Raw genomic sequence first — 21,270 nt, 5'->3', positions numbered from 1 at the left:
CGGAGCGGCGCCTGCTCCGGGTACCCCGCCACACCGGCGGCCAACCGGTAAACCACATTGAGCCTTTTGCAACCTCAGTTGTGTCGTCGCGCTGTTCGATCGAAACTCGCGATGCTGCTCGACGAAGGAAACCAGGTACGCAAGCTGTAGCGGGCCCTGTGGCTGCCGGATTCAGCCCGGGGCGGGCTGGACCGACACTGCCAGACGGTCGGGACTCGAGGCCTCGGCGGCCCATACCGGCCGTGGTGACCGGTTCACCAAGTCGGTGATGCAAGGGCAGAGGCTACGAGGAAAGCCTATGGCCTGCTCACAGCGATGTCGCAGCGTCACCGCATCCGAACGAGAGAACGCGCCCTACCGTCCCAACTGGCAGGGCGCGTTCCTGATCGACGGGAGGACGGCGCTACGAAGCGCCGTTAGTCCTCCTCTACTCGTCGTCCTCGTCAACGGGTTCCGGCTCGCCGACGAACCACAGATCAAGGATGTATCGCTCAGTGACTGGGCATCGTTGCCAGGCTTCCCCGAATTGGTCCGGGCCCCACTCCTCGTCAGCGCCTTGCGCGATGGTGCTGCCGTAGTAGGCGCCTACGGCCTCCCGCGCGGTCCACGAGACGTGTCCGTCGTAGACACCGGGCTTGGGCAGGTCCATGGTTCCGGCCGGTCCCAGTGTGAACTGGTTGACGACGAGCACGCCGGTCTCCGATTCCAAGGTCACCGGGACGCATCCCTCGGCTTCCTTGATCGGGTCCTGGGCAGCTTCCCAGACACGGATGACGACTTCGACCTCGACGGCCGGCTGCAGGCTGAGGATGTAGAGGTGGTAACCGTTGCCAGCGACCACCTTCGCCTCGGCCTCGTCAAGTGCGCTGCTGTCTCCGAGGTAGGCGTCGGCATCGTAGATCTGGATGACGCCACGATCTGGTAGAGCCGCAGTCCGGAACTGCGCGATGGGCTCCATGTTTGTCGCTCCAGCGTGGTGACTAGGGAGTGATCTTCACGTAGACGGGGTCGCCGTCGAGCATACGGTTCATCGTGGAGAGGGCGTTGATGTCAGCACGAGCAGGACCCGCAGGAGCGTGGTGGTGTGGCGGGCGCTCAGGTGTGATCGTGCCCGTCTTGCGTTGGTCACCACCACGGCCGGCTGTGGGAGTCCCCGGTTATCCTGCCTTGTCCTGAACAGGCCAGGGAGGTCCCTCACCATGAGCAGCACCACGTTGCCCTTTCCCGATCGGATCGAGCTCACGGGGGAAGGTCTCGTCCTGCGCGACTGGACGGAAGCGGACCTGGCCGCGATGCCGGATTTGTTCGACCACCCCGACATCGCGTACTGGACGCCGATCGTCTCACCCTTCGACGAAGCGGCCGCGCGAGCACGACTAGACCGGGACCGGCAGCTGCGGGCGGAGGGCACAACCATTCTGCTCGCCATCACCGTTGACGGCCGCGCACCGCTCGGCGAGGTGATGCTGCGGCGTGCCCCCGAGGGCGCAGAGCTCGGCTACGCGGTCGGCCCGGCGCACCGCGGCCAGGGGCTGGCTGCGCGGGCGGTGCGGGTGATGGCTGCGTATGCCTTCGAGCAGTTGGGCGTGGAACAAGTGGTCCTGGAGCTGGAGGCCGAAAACGCCGCCAGCGTCGCCGTGGCCACCAAGGCGGGCTTCAGTCTGATCGACGTGCCGCTGATCAAGGGGGAGGAGAAGGGACGGCCCTATGCCCTGCAGACATGGGGCCTGAATCTCCTCTGACCCTCAGCCTCCGTCCCTTTGCGGTGCCGATCGGACGGAATCCAGACAGGTCACCGGGGCGGTGCGGCGTGTGTCCCGGGTGGTGCGACCTCGCGGAGAGTGCCCAGCGCGCGTCCGAACCGCAGGCAAGGCTTGTGCCCCGGTCGGCGTCGGCAAATCCGCGGCAGATAGCCGCCGCGCCCGTGCCCAGGGTCTTGTGGCAAACATGCGGCCCTCGTTTTGAGCTCGTAACACGATCTCAGTTGTGTAGCTGATTGGGCTTGGCTGAGTTCGATGCGTTCACGCGGACGCGGTGTGCTTGAGGATGATTTCACCGATCTGTCGAGGCAGTTCCGGGGAGAAGAACGCATGTCCCATGCCGGAAATCACCTGCAGGCGGGCGTGCGGGATCTGCTCGGCGAGAGCCTCGCCGTGAGGCAGCGGGCGCAGGGGGTCTTCGGTGCCATGGATGACGAGTGTCGGGGCCTTGATCGAGGACAGAGGGGCACGTCGGTCGTCGGTCATGCGGCGTCCGGCCAGGTCGTGGTTGAGGGCCGCGGCGCGATCAGTTGCCCGGTCGTAGGAGGCTTCGACGAAACGGCGAGCGGCAACCTCGTCGAAGGGCAGGACGTCACCGTTCAGTACGCGCCAGGTCTCCAGGTTCGCAGCGACATGCTCGTCCCGGGTGGCCTGGGGCAACGTCGCCCGGTGCGCCAGGTGCCGCAGGAAGCTGGGCGCAGGCGGCGGCAGATCGTCGGGGTCGGGGGCTTGGCCGGTCATGGCACGCGCCCAGGCGGGTCCCGCGTCACAGCCCATCGGGCCGGACATGATCGAGGTGAGCGTCAGCACGCGCTCAGGGCGATGTACGGCCAGCCACTGGGCGACCGCCCCACCGAGGGACGCTCCGACGATGTGTGCGGCGGTGAGTCCATGACCGTCAAGCACTGCCGTCACATCGGATGCGATGTCCGCCAGCGTGTACGGAGTGGTCGCGAAATCCACGCAGGTAGACCGGCCGGTGTCCCGGTGATCGAAGCGGATGACCTGTCGTCCACCGGCCACGATCGCCTTCACAAGCTCATCCGGCCATCCGATGCCCTGCGCGGAGGTGCCCATGATGAGCAGCACCGCCGGGTCGTTCGGGCCACCGAACCGCTCAGTCCACAGTTGCAGTTCATTGGACCTGACAATCAATTCTTCGCGTTCAACCATGGCCGCAAAGACTAGCGAATCAAACGGCCATTTTCACCCATCCATTCCACGTGAATTAACGTCAATTCCCTGATATAATAAGCGGTGATGAAATCACGGCCGATGCTTGGGGAGGCGTCGCCAGCAGATGAGGCCGCAGGCGAGGGAGACAAGCGCGTCGTGCAGGTCAAGGCGTCTTTCCCAGCCGACGGCCAGGCATTTGAAGTGGTGCAGCAACGAGAAGGTCTGCTCGACGACGTAGCGGAGCTTGCCCAGGCCCTTGATGCTCGGGGCGCCCTTGCGGGAGATCACCGGCAGGATGTGTCGCTTGCGGAGCTCGCGGCGGTTGGAATTGCTGTCATATCCCTTGTCTCCGAGGAGGGCGTCGGACCGCCTACGGGGCCGGCCGGGCTTCCCGGCCACGGGCGGGATGCCCTCCACGAGCGCCAGCGTCTGGGTGACATCGTAGTGATGACCTCGAGCGGGTGCCCTTCCCGTGGCAGCAGTTGCCAGCTGACGTCGCCGTAGAGCACGTACAGGATGCCCTGCAGGCACAGCCGGTCGTCCAGCGGCCGAGGGCCGGGCGCCTCCTGAGCCAAGGCGGCAACAACGGCTCGATCAGCGCCACAACTCGTCATCCACGATCCACGGCCTGTTCCCCACACCCCCACAAACAGGCGGAACACCGCCAACGTCACGGCCGACCAGCCGAACTCCACAAGATCGCGTTATGAGCTCTTCGCGCGGTTTCGCGCATCATGTTCGACAGCCGACCTGGGAGTAGGTTCATTAGGTTTCCCGGGTGGAACACGCACGTGGGACAGGGAAAAGCGCACACGCGGATCTGGCCAGTGACCGGGTCGGCCACCTCGTTGGCTTCCTCGTTCTCGTCTTCCACGTCATCGTTGATGCTCATCGAGCCTGCCTTCCTTCCTTATTGGGTCTCATCGGTCGCACTGCGGAGCAGCGCCCCCAGGCCAGTTGTCGCATCGGGCCGTTTGTTGAGGCGTGGACGGTGGCGAGCTGGGGGCTCGCGGTGGGCTTTTGAGTGCCCGGGCTATTGGCTGGGAACTTCGGGTCAGGCATCACCGGTCCCCGCCTTACCTCCGGCTCGGCTTCCCCAGGTTGAATACCTGTGCCGTCTGCCGTGTGACGGTCCAGAGGTAGTACCGGCTGTGGCCGGTGTGTTCCGTGTGCTTGGCATCCCACGGGGAGTGCGGCGTGTTGTCGTCCGTGCGGAACCAGTCACTCTGTGACAGGCAGCTGCGGCATTGGAGCTTGCCGAAGGCCACCACGGGTTCGTTCGGGCCGATGTCGCCGGATTCCAGGGACTCGATGATGTCCTTGCCGTTCATGGTCTTCCTTGCGTTAGTGCGGAGCGCCGGTGGTGGGACCGGTGCCGCCCCCGGCGGGGCGGGAGCGGGTGCGGGGGGCGGCCTCAGCTCGGTGAGGTTGGTTGGGCGCGTCAGACGCTGTGCCCGGTGTGCTGGAGGAGGCGTCAGTGCAGCGGGGTGATGGTGACGGGGCCGAGGTTGGGCGCGGGGGTGTTGGTCCTGGTGACGGGTTCGGGGTCTGTGATCGCGAGACAGAGGGCTGTGATCAGCGAGTCGGGGGTGGTGGGGGTGAGTACGGCCAGCCACAGCACGTCCAAGCTGGTGGCCTCCCGCACTGCTGCGAGCCAGTTGCGGCTGTCTGGTTGGGGCCTTGAGGTGCCGACGACGACGGCTTGGTCGGTGGGGGCGTACCAAGCGGTGTCGGCGTCGTCGACGTCGCGGATCCATCCCGCGTCTGCCAACGGCTTGCGGGCGGCCTCTGGTTGGCTGGGGCGTTGAAGGAAGTGCGGGGTGCTACCCGTGTCGTGTGAGGTGTCGTTGGCGAGGGCGTGGGCGAAGTCGGCGACGATTTCCGGTGGGGTTGCCGGGGTGAACGCGGCCGTCCATACCAGCGCTTTGTCTGGTTCTCCTCGGGCGGCGAACTCCCACCCGATGAGCGGGCCGCCCAGGAGCCTCCTGGCGCCTTTGGCATGGAAGGTGGCGTGGCGCAGTTTGTCGGGCGAGGTGTAGAGCGTGGAAGTGCGGTTTCGGGTGGTGGTCCATCCGGCCCGGTGCAGGGTGTCCACCACGTGCTGCGTGGCGGACGTGCTGGGGCCCGCGAGGTAGCGGGGTGCGATCAAATGCCGGGCACGGGCGTGCGGTTCCGGGTGCATGGGTGCAACTCCTCCGGGGGTGACAGGCAATCAGTTGACGTGCGTCTGGGGGCGTGCCAAGCCTGCGTGGCGGTGCCGGGAGCGGTGCGCTGTGCGGGTCAGGTGAGGGTGAGGTGGTCGCGCAGCGTGTCGGGGAGGTCATCGGGGTCGCGGGGCAGCCCTGTCGGTTCGGCGAGTGCGGTCAGGAATGCGGCGATCAGGTGGGCGGGAGTGGCGGAGGTGAGGGTCGCCCGCCACAAGGCGAATGGGCTGGTGCGCGGCTGGGCGGCGATGATCCATACCGGTCCGCACCGCAGCTCTTCGAACGGGTGGCGGCGTTCGTGTGCGGGGCGGTAGTGGGCTTCGGCTTGTCGGTCTGGGGCGCGGAAGCCCCACTGCTCTGCGCGGTGGGCGGGCTGCCACCCGGCTGCGGCCAAGGGGTGGAGGGCGTGCTCGTGTTCGCCGGGGCTGGTCAGGTAGTGCGGTGTGCCCTGTGGCGTGGTGTGGTCGGCGGCGAGTGCTGCGGTGAAGCCGCCGATGATCTCGGGTGGGGTGTCGGTGGTGAACTGCGCGATCCAGGCCGGGCTGCGCAGGCCGTCCGGGCGCGCCCATGCCTCCCACAGGGGGTGCAACGCGCACTCGAGGAGGTGCTGTTCGTCAGGGCGGAACGTGACGCACCGCCGTCCGTCGGCGGCGAAGTACCGGCTGGTGCCGAGCTCGTCGGCCAAGTGCGGCCACCCGGCCTCCTCCAGTGGGGCCAGGCCTGGTGTGCCGTAACAGCCGTGGTTTCCCGCCAGGTAGCGCGGTGTCACCTTCGGCAGCGACGCGTACCACTGTTCAAACGACCGTACGGGCCGTGGGCTGTTCATGAACATCTCCTTTGGGTCGGGGTGGAGGCGATTGGCGTGGATTGCGGGGCCGGTGCCCGCCCTCAGCCACGGGCTGAGGCGGTATGTGGGCGGCGGGTCGCCGGGCTTTGCGGGCGGTGGTGGTCGGCGGCGCGGTCCGGGGTGTCTCGGGAGCGTGATGCCGTGCAGGCGGTGCCCGGCGTGCATCAAGTCAGCGACGTCCCATCCGTGGCTGCGATTGGGCCTGTTGGATGGCTAGCGGACTTCGGCGTGTTCGACGCACTCGGCATCGACCCAGTGCATCTCGCCGTCGTCGTACGCCAGCACGTGGAGCCCTTCGGTACTCACCCCGAGGAGATGGCCGTCGAAGGCGTGGAGTGGTGTGCTATGGCGGGCGGTCACGCGGATGATCTGGTCGGTTTCCAGGCCCGCCACATGGCGTGGAGGGTCTTGGGGGATACAGGCATGCCGGTCTCCTCATTCGTGGAGAGTGGGGTTAGCGGGTGGTGGTGATTGCGGTGGTCGCGGCCTTGGCGATCGCGGCGGCGGCGCAGGCTGGGTCGGCCAGTTCGAGCAGGGTGGTGCCGGGCAGCGGCCGGGGGGCGGGGGCGAAGGCCAGCCACAGCACCGCGCATCCGGCGTCACGCAGGGCATGGATGCGGTCGGTGGCTCTCGCTGCCTGCTCTGCGGTGTACTTGCCGTCGGAGGCGATCACCAGCAGTCGCCCCGCCCCTGGTGCCGTCAGGCCTAGCCCAGCCGACAGGGCGTCGGTGGCCTCGGCGAGGCTGTGGCCGCCGCCCTTTGCGGTGAACTCGGTGACCTGGTTCGGGGTGCGGCCGGGTGCGGTGATCGCGGTGAGTGAGGTGTCGTAGGCGATGGTGGCGGCGCGTGAGTCGGGGTCGGTGAGCGCCGTGGCTTTGGCGACGATCCAGGCGGCCGAGGCGATCGGGCTGGTGGCGGCCTTCATCGATCCGGAGACATCGACCGCGATCCCGACTCGCAGCGGTGGGCTGGGGGTTGGGCGGCGCTGGGTGTGGATCCAGGGCAGCGCGGTCGGAGTGGCGCCTGCCGCCTTTTGCGCGTCGCGCGCGAGGGCGCCGCGCATGTTCAGGCGTCCGGGCGGGGCGGCCGAGGCGGTGACGGTCTCGGTTCGTTCGCGGTAGGCGGCGGCCCGCAACGCACGGGCCAGTTGTCCGGCAGCTGCCTTCTCAGCCGGGGTTGGGGGGCGGGTGCCGGTGATCGGCGAGCGGGTGCGCGAGCTGGGATGTGGCTGTCCGGGCGTGAAGGGTCGCGCGCCGGGTGCAAAGACGCGGGCAGCGATCTGGGCGGCTTGCCGCTCGTGCCCCCCCTTGGTGGCCTTCGCTTTTCGGCGGGCGGAAGCTGCGGCTGCGATCGCCGCCTGCGCGGCAGCCAGCACGGCCTCGTGCGCAGCCACGCCTCCAACGACCTTGCCGATCGCCCCGGCCAGCACGCCCACTTGTCCGCTGTCGGGTGTGGGGGTGGCTTCGGGCTGGTCGGGGTCCGCGCCCAGTGCGGTGCACCAGGCGCGGGCATGTTCCAGCATCGCCGTCCCGTCGTTGTCGGCGGTGTGGTGGGCGGCTTGCCAGATGGCGGCGAGGGTGGCCAGGAGGTCTTCGCCGAGGATGCTGGTGACGGTGTCCTCGACGGGTTTGGTCTCGTCCGCATCGAGGATTCCGGCGTCGCGGCGGGCGAGGATCAGTGCTGCGGCGCAGGCGGCCTGCCAGGCATCGGCCGGTGCCTGGTCGGTGAAGTCCGGCATGACCAGGGTGCCGACGGTTGCCCGGAGAAATCGGCGGTCTGCGGGGCGTCGGGCGAGATGGGCGCGTTCGGCCCGGGACTCCTCCAGCAACTGCGCCGCCGTATCAACCGCCGTCCCGCGCAAAGTTGGTGGGGTGGTCCAGGTGCTGTGGGCGGCGTGTGCGGCCTCGTGCACGAGTGCTCCCCAGGCTGCCGGGTAGCGTTCCTCGTCCCCGGGCCGGTTGGGGTCGAGGGTGGCGGGGTGGTGCGGGGCGAAGACGGTGGTGTCGATCTCGATCGTGGCCAGGTCCGGGAAGAACGCGGCGGGGGCTCCGGAGAGGGTGCCGTCTGCCTCGCAGGTGACGATCACGTCGCCGCGTCCTGCGAGGTCGGGGAGTCGCTCGGTCAGCGCTGCCGAGATGCGCAGCCAGTGCTTGGCCTGTGACGTTGAGCGGGGTTCGATGGCCGGGCCGCCGTCGTCCTCCCAGCGGGCGGTGGCCAGCTCTGTCTCGCTCACCGGCGGCGGGGCGTGGTGGATGTGGGTGTACGCGGGCATGGCAGATCGGTGTCGCTTTCGTTGAGGTGTCAGCCGGTGGCCGGGGGTGTGGTGTGGCCGGTGTCAGAGTTGGCGGCCGAGGGTGAGGGCGGTGACGGGTTTGCCGGTGGCTTTGGTGACGATCTCGGCGATCGTGTCGCGGTCCTCTACCGGTGCGATGCCGACCAGGTTGGCGAAGGCGGCCTCGGTTCCGAGCACGTCGGCGATCTTTTGGAAGGCGATCAGTTCGCGCAGTTGTGGGGCCCAGCCGACCTCGCCGGTCTGTTGGCGGGTGGCGATGTTGCGGGCGATGCGTACCGCTGTGCCGTTGATTTTCAAGGCGGCGGCCAGGTCGTAGTCGGAGCCCACCTGGATCTGCACGCTGAACCGGGAGGCGAGGGCTTCGGTGAGGATCGCGCCGTGGACGCCCGGGTTGTGACCGGCGATCACGTAGAAGCCGTCGGCGGCGGTGATCGTCTCGCCTTTGTGGGCCTTGACCTGGATCTGCCTGCGGCCGTCCATCGCCGGATACAGCGCGGCCAAAACCTTTGGCGAGATCAACGTGGCGTCATCCAGCAGTAGGGCCCGGCCTTCTTGCATCGCCGTGACCAAGGGCCCGTGGATAAACTCATAGCCGCCGCTGGCGTTTTGGGTGTACTCGCCGATCAGGTCGCCGACCGTGGTGTCGCCGTCCCCGGCCACCGTGATCAAGTCGCCGAACGCCGCCTCGATCAGCGAGGTCTTTCCCGTGCCCGGGGGGCCGTAGAGCAGGACGGGGACGTTCGCGTCGCGCAGCCGCCGCAGTGCCTCCACGTCAGGCAGGTTGGCCAAGGCTCTGGGGTGGTAGCGCTGACCGTTGGGCCGTGTGATCGGTACTGATCTTCCCGGTGGCGGGGTCGCGTACGGCTTTGCCGTCGTCGGCGGGGCTGAGTTGGGGGTGGTGCTGCCTTGACTGGGTGGTGTGGTGGCTGCGCGGTGTGCCGCAGCGGCGGTCGTGGTGGCGGTCGCCCGGTAGGTGCGGGGCTGGGTGCCGATCCGGTCGGCCTGCCCCCGGGCGACGAGGGTCTCCAGCGCGTTGCCGACCGCACCGCCGGAATGCCCAAGCTGGTTGGCCAGTTCAGTCACGGTGAACGACCTGCTCGGATCGGTGGCGAGCATTGCGGCGATCCGGGCTCGCAGTTCTCCCGGGCGTGCCTTCGAACTTGCCGGAGTGCCTTGGGCAGGTGAGGGCGGCGTGGTCATAAAAGATGGCTCCGATCGTGTGCGTCGCGAGGGGCGGAATCGGCTACTTTTCAGCGGGCGGCGTGGGCGGCGGGATGCGGGGCCGCTGCGGCGGTTTGGGCGGTCGGGGCATGGGCTCCAGCGGTGATCTGGGCCGAGGGATCCGAGGGATGACCGGGGCGTTGTCGTCAGACGCGTCGCGCATGGGGCTCTCCGTCTACAAAAGGGGGCGCGCAGGTTGGGGGGGCTGGCGCCGCCCGCACCGGGCTGGGCTGGGGCTTGCGGGCGGCGCGAGTTGATCCTTGATGGCGGGCCAAGGGCGGTGATCAGCTGCCGGTGTGCCAGTCGGTTGGCGGCTTGCCGCCCCGGGTGAGCCACCGATCGAGGGCGTCGATGCCTTCCAGGGCCTCGATGGCAACGCCGGACCAGTCGCGGTCGCGGTGGGCGTGAATCTCGTCGATGCGGCTGATCAGTTGGCGCAGTACGCGCAACACGGTGTCGGGATACATGACCGCCTCACACCCCGCTCAGATCGGGCAGCCGGTAGGTGGTGCCGCGAAACCGGATGCCGTACGTGTCGAGGTCGGATGGGTCTCGCATGGCGCGGTACGCGCCGGGCATGAACGTCAGACCGCCGCATGTGAGGGCAACTCCGGTGCAGATCACCGGCCAGCCCGCGAGGAATCCCACCTCGCCGGTCAAGGTGACGGTGCGGTGTGCCCCCAGGACCGCCTCGATGCCGATCCGGCGTGCCACGTCGCCTGTGGCCACCTCGGCCATGAGCGTCACATGCGCGTACGCCCGGCCGCAGGCCACGTCGGTCTCGACGCTGGCGAGTTCACCGTGGAGCACGACCGGTCTGCCGAGTCTGCCCAGGCCCGCCCATTGCATTTCGGGGGTGGCTACGGTCTCGAACTCGATCACGTTCCCGGCGTGCACCGGCCGCAATCGGGTCGCATTCATCACGCACTCTACATTCATGCAGACTCCTTCTATTTTTGGCCGCACTTCACCCGTGCGCGGATATCATCCGCAAAGGCGTTAGCGGTTTTCCCCTTTCCCCGTTCCCTGGGGACAATTCAAATATAGCTCTGGTCGCGGGGGGCGCGGGGCCATAATTCGGCTGGATAATGCTGGAATTCTCGCTAATTCACGACGCTTTATCTGGTGAATTCACAGGTGCTCGACCGGAACGGTCGTGGGCGCGGTTGGCCACGACCGGATCACAGCCACACCCCGGCGGCGCGGCCCCGGCGGCGCGGCCCCGGCGGCGCGGCCCCGGCAGCGCGGCCCCGGCAGCGCGGCCCCGGCAGCGCGGCCCCGGCAGCGCGGCCCCGGCAGCGCGGCCCCGGCAGCGCGGCCCCGGCAGCGCGGCCCCGGCAGCGCGGCCCCGGCAGCGCGGCGGCACCCTCGGCTTCGCCTGGGCGCCTGCCGCGCCTTCGGCAGTTACTGGCCGTCCTTACGAACTGGTCATAGTGACCAGGTGATGAGGGAGGGACAGGAGGAGGGGGAGTGTCGGGTAGCGGACGGCTGGAGGTCGTACGCATGGTGTTGGGGGCCCGCGCGCCGGTGGTGTGCAGATTGGGGCATCGATGTGCACCTATATGCAGTCGCACCTGGCTAGCGGTGGCGGATCGGCCGCTGACCTGCCGCGTTGCGCGGGGCGGGGGGTCCTGTGCAAGCAGGACACCGGGATGGATGACGCATCGGCCTGCGGCTGGGACGGGCCGTGGGCCAGCGAGCCATCCGCCTGCCAGCAGGCGCCAGCGTCAGCGCGCGGCGACGGCCTGCTGGCGCTGCACCAGTGCGGTGGTAGCGGGGTCCGGGGTGGCGTCCAGGTCGGCGAGTCGGCGTTTGAGCAGGGCGTATGTGCGGTGGGCGGCGTCGTCTCGCCCGGCTGTGCGTTGCAGGCGGATGGTGCGCTGGTAGACCGCTTCGTTGTACGGGTCCCACTCGGCGGCTTGGTCGAGGAGCGCGAGCGCCTCGTCGGGATCCGGGTGGCTCTTGGCCGTGTGGTCGGCGAGCAGCACCAGGGCGTCGACGGCCTTGCGGTGCACAGCTTCCCTCAGCTCATCGGCCCACGGGTAGTCGGCGCCCTCACACAGCTGGCCCCCATACGCGGTGACGGCCGCCCGCAACGCGGTTGCCCGGACTGTGTCGTCGCGGGCGGTGGATGCCTGCTGGACGGCGGCGGTGAAGGCGGCGATGTCGGTGGCGATGAGATTGTGGTCCAGCAGGTGCCGGTCGCCGGCACGCACGACGAAGGCTGCCTGCTGGGCGCCGGTCGCCTGGCGCAGGCTGCGTCGCACAGCGCGACGTAGATTGGCGAGTTCACGCCCCGCCTGCTCGGGGTCGGTGACCGTGCGCAGGGCTTCGGTGATCTCCTCGCCGCGGATTCCCTTCGGGTGAGCGGCGAGCAGGCACAAGAATTCACGGGTTTCCGCCCGCATGCCGTGGCCGAATTCTTCGCCTTTCCCGCGGGCTCTGATACGAAATCTCCCGAGGATGTGCACGGTCACCGGCGCAGACGGCCGCTGATTTTCGCAAATCTCCGCTTCGGTGCTTTTGGGGTTCTGCTGGTCCAGCGGTTGATTGTTCTCGTGGGTGCGGCGTTGCTGTAGCGCTGGCGTCGGTGTGCTCGGTGGCCGGTGCGCCGGTGGGACGGGAGCTTCAGCACATGGCGGTGGTGGTGCAGTGGTTGCGGCGGGAGCGGTGTGGCCGTGGGCGGCGTAGAGGGTGTCGAGGAGTTCGTGTGCGGGTTCGGAGGCGAGGGTGAACATCCGGGCAGCGCTCAGGTGTTGGACTGCGGGACCGGTGGCCGCGGTGACGGTTCCTTCTGCGGCGAGCTGGACGTGGCAGGGCCAGTCGTCGGCGCCCAGGATGACGACGGCGAGTTGGCCAGGGGCTGCCCGATGAGCGGTGGCCTTCAACCGTTCGACGGACCGCGGGTCGAGGTCGGTGATCAGCAGGTCCATTGGCGGCTCGTCGGCCGCCGAGACGATGTCGGCCTCGTCGCTGTCGGCGAGGCGGGCGCGGTGCAGAAGGCTCTGCTCGATCAGGGAGAGGGCCTGTGCGCAGTCGCCTGTGATGGCCCAGGCGGGCAGGGACCCGGTGGCGTGCAGGAGGAGGCGCTGTGCGGTCGCGGTGGGGGTGATCAGGCGAACCTTCGGCTGGACGGGCCGCAGGCGTTCGGCCGCGCTGAGGACGGCGATGGCCAAGGCGCGGGCGCCCGGATCAGCGCCGGGGCCGGTCAAGGTGATGCCACCAGGAACAGCCAGCAGATCAGCAATCAGTTCGTGGCCATCGCGAGTCGCGCAGGCCACGGTGCCCGGTGGTGTCGGCTTGGCCGGGGACGGGTGGTGCAGTGTGGTCTCGTCCTGTTCGGCCGACTCGTGCCGCTCCTGACAGGCAGCCAGGTGGGCGGTGGTGGCGGCCCGCACCGCATCAGCCAGAGGTGGCGGTGCGGCTGCGGTGAGGTCGGGTTGGCGGCGTCGGCGGGCGTGGGCGCGCGCGAAGGAGACTGCAGCGGCGATGCCCGCAGCCGTGGTGATGCCGATGGTGGACGCGGTGCCCACGCTGATGTCCACGGCCCTTTGGTGCCGTTGATAGCTGGGGGCGGGGATTGCCGGGTGCGTGTTCAGCCGGGGTGCTGCAGCCTGCTCGCGGTGCTGCGCGGGAATGCTGGCATGTGGCGGCGTTGTGGGGTGCTGGTGGGGTGGAGCGACCGCGTCGTGGTGCGGCATGGGGGCCGCCGGAGCAGGCTGAGGCCGCGGGGCGTGAGCGGTACCCGTGTCGGAGTGGGTGGGGAGGTGGAGGGTCCAGCCGGGCAGGAGCAGGTCGGGGTCGCGCAGCCGCTGACCATCAGGCTGGATCCGGTTGCAGTTGAGTTGGTAGATCACCGGCCAGCGCAGCGGATCGCCCAGGTGGGCCCGGGCGATGTCCCACAAGGTGTCGCCAGGCTGGACCGTGTATGCCACGGTCGCGGGCTCCTCAGCTCGTTGAGAGCGGGCCGCCTGACCTGTCCCCGCGGTCGGCGCCGCCACAGAGACAACCGGCCTGGCCGTGCCCATGCCGGAGGCAGCGTGCGCCGCGACAGGGCGCCACATCGCGGCCAGGGCGAGCAGCAGCGTGGCGACCAGGAACCCGGCAGCCGCCCGGTGGGCCGGGAGCGTATGCAGGCGGGTGCGCAGCAAGGTGACATCGCCGAGGAGGGTACGCAGTTGCCGTGTCGCCCAGGCAGCTTCACGCAGGAGACAGAGCATGAAGGCGGCCCAGCACACCCACCCGGCCAACGCCAACAGCCGGGTGACGAACGGGTCGCTGACCGGCTGCGCCAACCGAGAAGCAAGGTCGCCAAGTGACGTGACTGGGGCAGGCCACGGCACCCCCGCCGAGACGGCCAGCGCGTACGGGATGCCGACGGTGACGGCTGCCAAACCGGTCGCAGAGAGCAGCAACTGGATGAAGGCGCACACGCGCCCCCACGCGGTGGTGACGGCTGCATTCATGGCTTTTTTCCTTGCAGCCAAGGGGCGTTGATGCCCTGCTCGGCGCGTGCGGTCGCGTGCGCCGTGGTGACCAGGTGGTCGATACCGACGAGGGACAGGATCTGGGTCCGCTGACGGTGCGTGACGAAGACCGTTGCCGTATCAGCGGTGGCTTCGGCGTGGCCGGTGTCCCCGGTGGCCTTGATGTAGTCGAGTGCGGCGGCAACGGCGCGGTGGCGGTCCAGGCGGACGCGCCTGGTGGATCGCAGCTGGGTCAGGTCGAGTTGCTGGGTGGCGGCGCGTGCGGCTTCCTGCGCGTCATCGGCCGCGGCCACCTTCCCCGCCAGCGCGAGGCCACCATCCAAGACCAGCCCAGCGAACAGGAACAACCCCGCGATCACCACCACGACGAACGCCGTGGTCTGCCCGGCATCCGCCCTCCATCCCCCGCGTCTCACCGCCGGTACCTGCCCATTACGGCGCAGTGGTTGCGTCATGCCTCTTTTGTCCCCCGGTAGGAGTCGATGACGGAGACGGCGTTGCGGGTGACGGTGACATGTGCGGGCAGTGCGGATACGCCGAGGTCGGCGGTACAGGCCACGCTGACGCGCACTACCGTGCCGGGGGTCATGGCGCCGACATCGGCGGTAACCGTGAAGCGCGCGCACGAGGCGCCCGAGGCGGCTAGCGCCGCGCGGGCAGTGGCCTGTGCCCGCTGCTGAGCGTCGCCTGCAGTGCGGGCCAACGAGGCCGCACGGGCGGCCTGGTGCGCGGCATCATCAACACGCAGACGAGCCGAGGCCATCCGCCCCAAAGCCACCGCAACCAACAACACCAGCACCAGCAGCGGGGTGGCCAGGACCAGTTCGGTCGAAGCTGAGCCACGATCCGGCTTCCACAGCCACACAACCCGCCTGTGGATACCACTGGTAGAAGGTCGGGGACGCTTGGTCATCTCGGGGCCAAGGTGGGGCATGCTGGTCACCCCTTCTCCACGGGTGTCGACCATCGATCGATCGCGCCTGCGTCGCGGGCGGAGATCGGCACATGGAAGCCTGGTACGACCGGTTCGGCCCAACCGCGTACCTCGATGGTGGCGGTGCGGTTGGTGCGGGCGACGGTGATGTGCGGGTCGAGCAGCACGCTGTGCCCCAAGGCGCTCAGCGTCGCGGCTGCCTGAGTGCGCCCGGCAGCGGCGCTGCTGCCCTGAGCACGTGTGATCGCCAGTGCACGGGAGGCTGCGGTCTGGGCGATGTGTTGGGCATGCCAGGCGAGGGCGAACTGCACGATCAGCAACAGCAGGAGCAACAGCAGGGGTGTAGCGATGACCGTCTCGGCCGCTACAGCACCACGATCCTCACGCTCTGCAGGCGCCAGACTGCGGGCCTGCTTCGCCCCGCGGTTACCTTGCTGCTCGTGGTCGGGGAGCACTAGCCGAGGTTGATGCCGTGGGCTTTGGCCATCACCTTCGCCGTGATGACCGCCACGGCCGCGATCCCCAGTGCGGCGAGCAGCGCGGTGATGATCACGGTCTCGGTGGAGTACCCGGCATCGTCCCGGGCATGCTCGCGCAACCAGGCCGCACGGCCGCGGAGTTCACCAACCAGAAGGGAGAGGAAGAATTCCATAATCGATGGGTCTTTCTACGTGAACGGGTGAGTCCTACAGGCCGATCAGCACGTGAGCCATGGCCGGATAGCCGATGAACAGCAAGAACGCGGCGAACAGCAACACCACTGGCAGTGACATGCGTTCGGTGGCGGATTGGGCGGCACCGTCGGCCTCGGCCAGGCGACGGCCGCGCATGGCTGCGGCTTTGGTCTGAAGCGAGTGGCGGATCTTCGCGCCCTCGGCGCCAGCCAGGCCGACAGTGGCGGCCAGTTCCACCAACTCGGGCACGCCGGTCTGCTCCCCGAGGGCGGCGAGTTCGTCCCAGACGCTGGTGCGGGCCAGCTGCGCGGTGGCCAACGCCCGCCGGATACAGGACGCCGCCCAGCCCTGCGGCGCAGCGGCAGCATCGCCAAGCGCCTGTTCAACACCGGCTCCTCCGGCTAGGGCGATGACCACCAGGTCGAGGAAGACCGCCAGCGCGTGCCGCATTTCGGCTCGTCGCCTGGTGGCCTGGGCTCGCACGGCAAGGTCCGGTGCGCAGAACATCACCGCAGCGCCTGCCAGCGCCGTCCAGGTCGGCGTCCACCATCCGAGCCCGGTTCCGGCCGCTACCTCTGCCACGACGATGAGGGCGGGCGGCGTGATGAGTCCGGCGGTGGCCGAGGCGGTCTTCTCGGCCAAGTGCCGTTCCACGCCGATGCCGACCAGATCAAGGTCTGCGCGCAAGGCCGCGGTGGGCAGACCAGCCGCGCGCAGCAGTGGCACGCCCCGCCGTCCCCACCGTGCGGCCCACCCGTGCGCAGTCTCCGGCTGTGCGAGTGCCTCCCGGGGACGGGAGGCAGGGCGGTGCAAGGCTGCCAACGCCGTGGCCAGGGGCGGGCGGGATGGGCGCAAGCCGAGGACGATGGCCAGCAGGCCGCTGCCGAAGAGCGCGCCAAGCACCATGGTGATCACGTGCCGCCTGCCTTTCCCTGGGCGGGCATCACGGCCAATCCCGCCGCTTCTGTTGGGGTCAGGGCGAGGATTCGTGGTTCTTCGGTGAACTGGGCGACCTTCAGCAGCCAGGCGAACCCGGCAGTGAACAAAGCGCCCACCAAGCCCAGCACCAGCTGTCCTTGAAGACCGGAGAAAGGCTGGAGATAGGGGCGGTTGAGGAGGACGAGTCCGGTGGCCATCGCCAGGGTGGTGGCGGTGATGACGCGCACGGAGGTGCGTACGCGGGCGCGGCCCGCGTCGATCCGCAGCCGCATCGCCATCTGCTCGCGCGTGGAGGTGGCCAGGGAGCCGAGCAGGTCGGCCAGCTTGCGGGCCTGGCGCTCGGCTGCCATCACCAACGCCGCGACCACGGTGTCGACGACCGGATCGGCTACCTCGTCGGCGAAGATCCTCAAGCTCGCGCCCAGCGGTTGGCCGCGCTCGATCCGTCCGCCGAGCGCGGTGGTGTGGGGGCGCAATGCCGGTGGCGCCAACTGTGCGGTGGCGAGGATGGCCTGCTCCAGCCCGGCAGCGGCCGACAGGGTGTCGCGCAGCATCTCCGCCCACACCGCCACCGCCTCCAGCCGCTCGGTCCGCGCCTGGGCAGCCTTGTTCCGGCCCAGTAGCTGTGGCAGGCATCCAGCGGCCACCGCGGCGAGCAACGCCCCGACCGGCCACCCGGTCACCGCACCCACGGCCAGCCCTGACAGCAGCGCGGCGCACCCGCGACGCCAACCGAACCTCGCCGCCCAACTACGCCACGCCACGCTTGGCCCAGGTACACGGTGCTCGTGGGGCAGGGCGCCGTGCACGCTCAGCCACAGCCCGCCGCCCGCAGCGGCACCGAAAACAACTGCGTACAGCATGGTGGTGGTCATGTACTGCGCCCCCACCACTGCCCGTGCAGGGCCCGCTCGTCCAGGCCCGCTGCCAGCAGGTCGGCAAGGGTCTCGCCGCGCAGCGGTGTGGCCGGTACCGCCCGACCATTGGGCCCTGGCTGGTAGACCTCGTTCGAGATCACCTGGGGACCGTCGGCGTCGACGATCTCGCGCACCGAATCAATCACCCGACAGCCATCGGCATCCCAGACCAGGTGGACCACGAAGTGGACGGCTGAGGCCACCAGCAGGTTCGTCGCTTCCAACGACAACCGCTCCGGCGCCTGGGCTGCGTAGGCAGCGAGCTTGGTGAACACGCCGCGAGAGGTGGAGGCGTGGATCGTGGACAGCGAGCCGTCGTTGCCCTGGGACATCGCGTTGCACATCGGCACGACCTCGGCCCCGCGGATCTCGCCGACGATCACCCGGTCCGGAGACATCCGCAGCCCCCAGCGGACCAGCTCTGCTTGGTCGATGGCACCCTCGCCTTCGATGTTCGCCTCGCGGGCCTGCATCGCCACCACATTCGGATGGGCCACCCGGTCGGCATCCAGGCCGAGTTCGAAGGTGTCCTCGATCGTCACCAACCGCTCACGGGCAGGGATGGCCGAGGCCAGGGCGCGCAGCACCGTGGTCTTGCCGACGTTGGTGCCACCGGCAACGATCACATTGCGGCGGGCTCGAACCAGCGCACCCAGGAAGTCCGCCATCGGCTCCTCGCACACCCCCAGCCGCACCAGATCTGCCAAGGTGGCAGTGCGGAAGCGATGGCGGCGAATCGACAGCGACACTCGTCCGGTGACCGCCATGACCGCGAACAGCCGAGAGCCATCCGGCAGGCAGATGTTCAGCCTCGGGACCGCGCGGTCAAAGCGCCGCTCCTCCAACCCGGCGCGCGCGGCGATCTGCCGCACCGCCTCGACCAGTTCCTCGTCGGACGCGGCCAGTGGGGCGGCTCGGTGCTCGGTGCCGTCCGCGTAGCGCACCCACACGGTGTCGGCTCCGTTGACCGCGATGTTCTCCACCCGCTCATCCGCCAACAACGCCTCCAGCGGCCCCAGCCCGAACAGTGCGTCCAGCACCGCCTGCTCGATCCGCTGCTCCTCCCCCGCATCGAGCGCCTGGCGCCCGGCGGCCAACTCAGCCGCCGCGTAGGCGTTGAGTTCCTCGGCCAGCAGGCGTCGCACGACCTGACGGCGCTGTTCGGCGTCCTCCAGGGGCAGCCCAGCCTGTTCCCGCGCGTGGGCGTAGCGGGCCATCCGGTCGGCGACCTGCTCGCGCATCAGGTCCACTAGCTGCTTTCCGCTTGCCCCGGCGACCGGTGTCCAGGGCAGCCCGGCCGCGTCCGTCACCGCGCTCACCGCACTCCACCTCCCTCCCACGATTTTTCGGCCGCCTGCCCGGGCACCCCACTGGTGGCGGTGGGCTTGGTCAGATCCCGGCCTGCGGCTTCGCTGTTCTGTGCGACGAGGGCTTCCAGGTGCCAGGCCAGGTCGGTGACGGTGCGCACCAGCGGGGCCGTGCGCCACCTGCGCGGCGACGCCGCAGTACGGCCCGCCAGGCAGTGGGCGGTCCGTGAATCCCACGGCACCTGATGCACCCGCTGCACACCGAGCGACTTGCGGATCTCGGCCAATGGATACGGGCTGGGCCCGACCAGCGCCAGCTCCACCCTTCCCCGCGGCAGGCTCAACTGCGCTACCTGTGCAGCGGCATGGGCCAGGGCGTCCACCTCGCCCCGGGTTACCAGTAGCAGCCGATCAGCCGCCGCGACCAGCCCGCTGGTCTCCGCCTGGAGCCGTCCGACGTCCACCAGGACCGAGCCGCCGCTGCCCATCCCCGCCCTCAACAACCCTGCACCGTTGCCCGCGAACAACCCCACCGCCGCAGCCGCCTGCTGCGCACCCGTCGGGCCAACGACCACATGCACCCCGCCCGGGAGCAGCTGCACACACTCCCCCAACACCCGAGCAGAGACAGCGCGCCGCGCAGCGGCAGCCAACTCCATCAGCCCCGGGGAATCCGACAGCTCAAACCGCGCCGCCACATCACCGCCGGACGGGTCCGCCTCCACCACCAACGGCCGAGGCCGCCGCGCGGAGGTCGGCCAACACGCCGCCAACCCCAGCGTCAGCGTCGTTGCCCCCGGCGAGCCCTTCGCCGACCCGATCACCACCAGCGCCCGACTCACGGCACCTCCCGACCCGCCGGGCTGAGCACCACCACATGCGGCTTGTCCATCCGCGCCGCCCGCCCCACCGCAGCGGTATCCACCAACACCGTCACCACCGAAGCCGCAGAATCATGGTCCGGTGCCATCACATCCGTCACCGTCCCCACCAGACCAGCACCGGAGCTGTCCTTCGCACCATCGCCCGGCTGCTCCGCAGGCCCCGCTGAAGGCGCACCAGGAAAGACAGCTACCCGCTGGCCCGCACCCAGTCCCGCAGGCAGCCCGCCGGGTTCGACCGCGAATGACACCTGTGCTTTACCCGTAGGCGGATACCCCGCGCGGTTGCCCACCTCTTGGGGTGTCAACAACGCCCCGGCTACCAGCGGGACCACCGCCGTCTTGCCCACCACCACGTCCTCATCCGCCGCCCGCACCACGTACTCGGCCGGGCCATCCACCCCCAGCCGAACCTCCCGCAGGTCCTCAGCCCTGACCACCGCCCCGGCGGGCAACGACCGCGCCACAGCCAGCACCGGCACACGCCGTCCCACATGCGTGAGTACCGCGGTGAATCCCACGGACGAGGCGATCACCACAGCCACCCCGACCCACACCAACGCCGGTCTGCGGCGAAGCCGCCCGCCCACCACCCCCAGCGGGCTTTTCTCTGCAGGCTCCTGTGAGGGGCCAGACCGCGGCCGAGCGAACAGGCCACCGTCGCGTAGTCGAGTCGAGGAAGACGAAGAAGACATGGAGGTACCCACAGATCACCTTGCATATAGGGGGGTTCACCTATCAGGACGCGCCATCCGCCCACTCGTGACGGCTACGGAACCGCCGACCGCTGGCTATATGGAGCCGGACCTGGCGACGACCACGCCCTGCACCTCCGTGACCCGCACCGGAACCTCAGACCGACTCTCCAGCCCCCGGATCGTTCCGCCTCGGCCCCCGCCCTGCCACACCACATCCCATACAACGGTGGCCGTCACAGTGAACGCCTCGCCAGGCTGCCCGGCCGACGACCGCCGATAGACATAGCCGCAATCCGGGGACGCCGTACTCGCCGAGTACCGCGACGAGTACGGCGTCCCCGGCCCCGCGCACGTCACCGACTCGCCGTTCCCCATCGACCACACCACCCGCTGCGGCGTGGCCGTCGCTGTCACCGCAACACCGGGAACTGCAGCCGTCTTCGATACCGGCCGCCAACCCGCGCGATCGATCCACATCCACGTCGGCACCCGCACTACCTGCGTCGCCCCGGCATCCGGGCTCATCCGGACTTGCGGCGAGGGCAACTGCAATTGGCTTACGGCTTGTCGAGCAACTTCCTCTGGCTTCGTCTGGTGTTGAGCCGCATGGGCATCCGGCTGAGGCCCCTGCCAGCCTGTGGCCAGACAGGTACCGTCGAGGTTTGACAACCAGCAGTTCGCTGGGACAGCGGGGGAAGGGACCGACTGGCCGCCTTGTACTCCGGGCGCCTGGCTCGCTGAGTGAGGAGCGACTTCGGGGTGGCCAAGATCCGTCGATCTCCTAGTGATTCCGGCCTGCAACTGGCAACTGGCTTCCGCACAGTGCATAGCTGAAAAACGCCCAAAGTCGTCACCAGCGACGGCTTGTTGAACGGCAAGAAGCACAATCAGGACTGCCCAAGATCCAGTGGTAAGCAAGCGTGGCGCATATC

The 21,270-nt window shown here is 69.1% G+C and carries 22 protein-coding genes; 1 reads left to right on the top strand and 21 read right to left on the bottom strand.

Features of this window, described 5'->3' with window-relative positions; all coding sequences use genetic code 11:
* Positions 1-427: 427 nt before the first annotated feature.
* Entirely contained in the window at positions 428-958 is a 531-nt protein-coding gene (locus P2L57_RS18795; protein WP_275815951.1) for a hypothetical protein, read from the bottom strand.
* Positions 959-1,199: 241 nt separating this feature from the next.
* Between P2L57_RS18795 and P2L57_RS18790 the strand changes: the two genes are divergently transcribed.
* Entirely contained in the window at positions 1,200-1,742 is a 543-nt protein-coding gene (locus P2L57_RS18790) for a GNAT family N-acetyltransferase (RefSeq protein ID WP_275815949.1), read from the top strand.
* A gap of 279 nt (positions 1,743-2,021) precedes the next feature.
* Here P2L57_RS18790 and P2L57_RS18785 read toward each other — a convergent pair whose 3' ends face one another.
* The 20 genes from P2L57_RS18785 to P2L57_RS18690 all read right to left on the bottom strand — a co-directional run bounded on the left by P2L57_RS18785 (position 2,022) and on the right by P2L57_RS18690 (position 20,176).
* Entirely contained in the window at positions 2,022-2,933 is a 912-nt protein-coding gene (locus P2L57_RS18785; protein WP_275815947.1) for an alpha/beta fold hydrolase, read from the bottom strand.
* 93 nt (positions 2,934-3,026) lie between these two features.
* The gene (locus P2L57_RS18780; RefSeq protein ID WP_372515765.1) at positions 3,027-3,467 is read right to left on the bottom strand and encodes a transposase; all 441 of its coding nucleotides are present in this window, start codon (positions 3,465-3,467) and stop codon (positions 3,027-3,029) included.
* Between the two features lie 545 nt (positions 3,468-4,012).
* Positions 4,013-4,267, bottom strand: coding sequence for a hypothetical protein (locus P2L57_RS18775; RefSeq protein WP_275815946.1), 255 nt, complete (start codon positions 4,265-4,267; stop codon positions 4,013-4,015).
* Positions 4,268-4,410: 143 nt separating this feature from the next.
* Positions 4,411-5,118, bottom strand: coding sequence for an SPDY domain-containing protein (locus P2L57_RS18770; RefSeq protein ID WP_275815944.1), 708 nt, complete (start codon positions 5,116-5,118; stop codon positions 4,411-4,413).
* Positions 5,119-5,216: 98 nt separating this feature from the next.
* The gene (locus P2L57_RS18765) at positions 5,217-5,966 is read right to left on the bottom strand and encodes an SPDY domain-containing protein (protein ID WP_275815942.1); all 750 of its coding nucleotides are present in this window, start codon (positions 5,964-5,966) and stop codon (positions 5,217-5,219) included.
* 234 nt (positions 5,967-6,200) lie between these two features.
* Positions 6,201-6,380, bottom strand: a complete 180-nt coding sequence (locus tag P2L57_RS18760) for a hypothetical protein (protein WP_275815940.1) — start codon at positions 6,378-6,380, stop codon at positions 6,201-6,203.
* A gap of 61 nt (positions 6,381-6,441) precedes the next feature.
* Entirely contained in the window at positions 6,442-8,259 is a 1,818-nt protein-coding gene (locus P2L57_RS18755; protein WP_275815938.1) for a VWA domain-containing protein, read from the bottom strand.
* A 63-nt stretch (positions 8,260-8,322) separates the two neighbouring features.
* Complete coding sequence (locus P2L57_RS18750; protein ID WP_372515764.1) at positions 8,323-9,480, bottom strand: AAA family ATPase; 1,158 nt, start codon at positions 9,478-9,480, stop codon at positions 8,323-8,325.
* A gap of 305 nt (positions 9,481-9,785) precedes the next feature.
* On the bottom strand, positions 9,786-9,968 hold the full coding sequence (locus P2L57_RS18745) for a hypothetical protein (RefSeq protein WP_275815936.1): 183 nt from the start codon (positions 9,966-9,968) through the stop codon (positions 9,786-9,788).
* A 7-nt stretch (positions 9,969-9,975) separates the two neighbouring features.
* Positions 9,976-10,440 carry a hypothetical protein gene (locus P2L57_RS18740; protein WP_275815933.1) on the bottom strand — a complete coding sequence of 155 codons (465 nt, stop codon included), beginning with the start codon at positions 10,438-10,440 and terminating at the stop codon, positions 9,976-9,978.
* Positions 10,441-11,228: 788 nt separating this feature from the next.
* The gene (locus P2L57_RS18735) at positions 11,229-13,967 is read right to left on the bottom strand and encodes an AfsR/SARP family transcriptional regulator (protein ID WP_275815931.1); all 2,739 of its coding nucleotides are present in this window, start codon (positions 13,965-13,967) and stop codon (positions 11,229-11,231) included.
* On the bottom strand, positions 13,964-14,443 hold the full coding sequence (locus P2L57_RS18730) for a hypothetical protein (RefSeq protein ID WP_275815929.1): 480 nt from the start codon (positions 14,441-14,443) through the stop codon (positions 13,964-13,966). The genes P2L57_RS18735 and P2L57_RS18730 overlap by 4 nt, the downstream gene beginning before the upstream one ends.
* Positions 14,440-14,955: a TadE/TadG family type IV pilus assembly protein gene (locus tag P2L57_RS18725; protein ID WP_308292486.1), complete on the bottom strand. Its 516-nt coding sequence runs from the start codon at positions 14,953-14,955 to the stop codon at positions 14,440-14,442. Before P2L57_RS18725 ends, P2L57_RS18730 begins: the two co-directional genes overlap by 4 nt.
* Positions 14,928-15,323, bottom strand: coding sequence for a TadE/TadG family type IV pilus assembly protein (locus P2L57_RS18720; protein ID WP_275816123.1), 396 nt, complete (start codon positions 15,321-15,323; stop codon positions 14,928-14,930). Before P2L57_RS18720 ends, P2L57_RS18725 begins: the two co-directional genes overlap by 28 nt.
* 53 nt (positions 15,324-15,376) lie before the next feature.
* A complete protein-coding gene (locus P2L57_RS18715) occupies positions 15,377-15,574 on the bottom strand; it encodes a hypothetical protein (RefSeq protein WP_275815927.1) in 198 nt (65 codons plus the stop codon).
* Positions 15,575-15,608: 34 nt separating this feature from the next.
* A complete protein-coding gene (locus tag P2L57_RS18710) occupies positions 15,609-16,502 on the bottom strand; it encodes a type II secretion system F family protein (RefSeq protein ID WP_303656454.1) in 894 nt (297 codons plus the stop codon).
* A 5-nt stretch (positions 16,503-16,507) separates the two neighbouring features.
* Positions 16,508-17,410 carry a type II secretion system F family protein gene (locus P2L57_RS18705; protein ID WP_275815923.1) on the bottom strand — a complete coding sequence of 301 codons (903 nt, stop codon included), beginning with the start codon at positions 17,408-17,410 and terminating at the stop codon, positions 16,508-16,510.
* A complete protein-coding gene (locus P2L57_RS18700; RefSeq protein WP_275816121.1) occupies positions 17,407-18,693 on the bottom strand; it encodes a TadA family conjugal transfer-associated ATPase in 1,287 nt (428 codons plus the stop codon). Before P2L57_RS18700 ends, P2L57_RS18705 begins: the two co-directional genes overlap by 4 nt.
* 74 nt (positions 18,694-18,767) lie before the next feature.
* Positions 18,768-19,601 carry a CpaE/TadZ family protein gene (locus P2L57_RS18695; RefSeq protein ID WP_275815922.1) on the bottom strand — a complete coding sequence of 278 codons (834 nt, stop codon included), beginning with the start codon at positions 19,599-19,601 and terminating at the stop codon, positions 18,768-18,770.
* Positions 19,598-20,176 (bottom strand): SAF domain-containing protein, encoded by a 579-nt coding sequence (locus P2L57_RS18690; RefSeq protein ID WP_275815920.1) that lies wholly within the window; start codon positions 20,174-20,176, stop codon positions 19,598-19,600. The genes P2L57_RS18695 and P2L57_RS18690 overlap by 4 nt, the downstream gene beginning before the upstream one ends.
* Positions 20,177-21,270 lie beyond the last annotated feature (1,094 nt).

It is taken from the genome of Streptantibioticus ferralitis (assembly GCF_029223525.1).
Lineage (GTDB): Bacteria > Actinomycetota > Actinomycetes > Streptomycetales > Streptomycetaceae > Streptantibioticus_A > Streptantibioticus_A ferralitis.
Note: the sequence above shows the minus strand (reverse complement) of the source record. Positions and strands in the feature narration are given on the sequence as shown.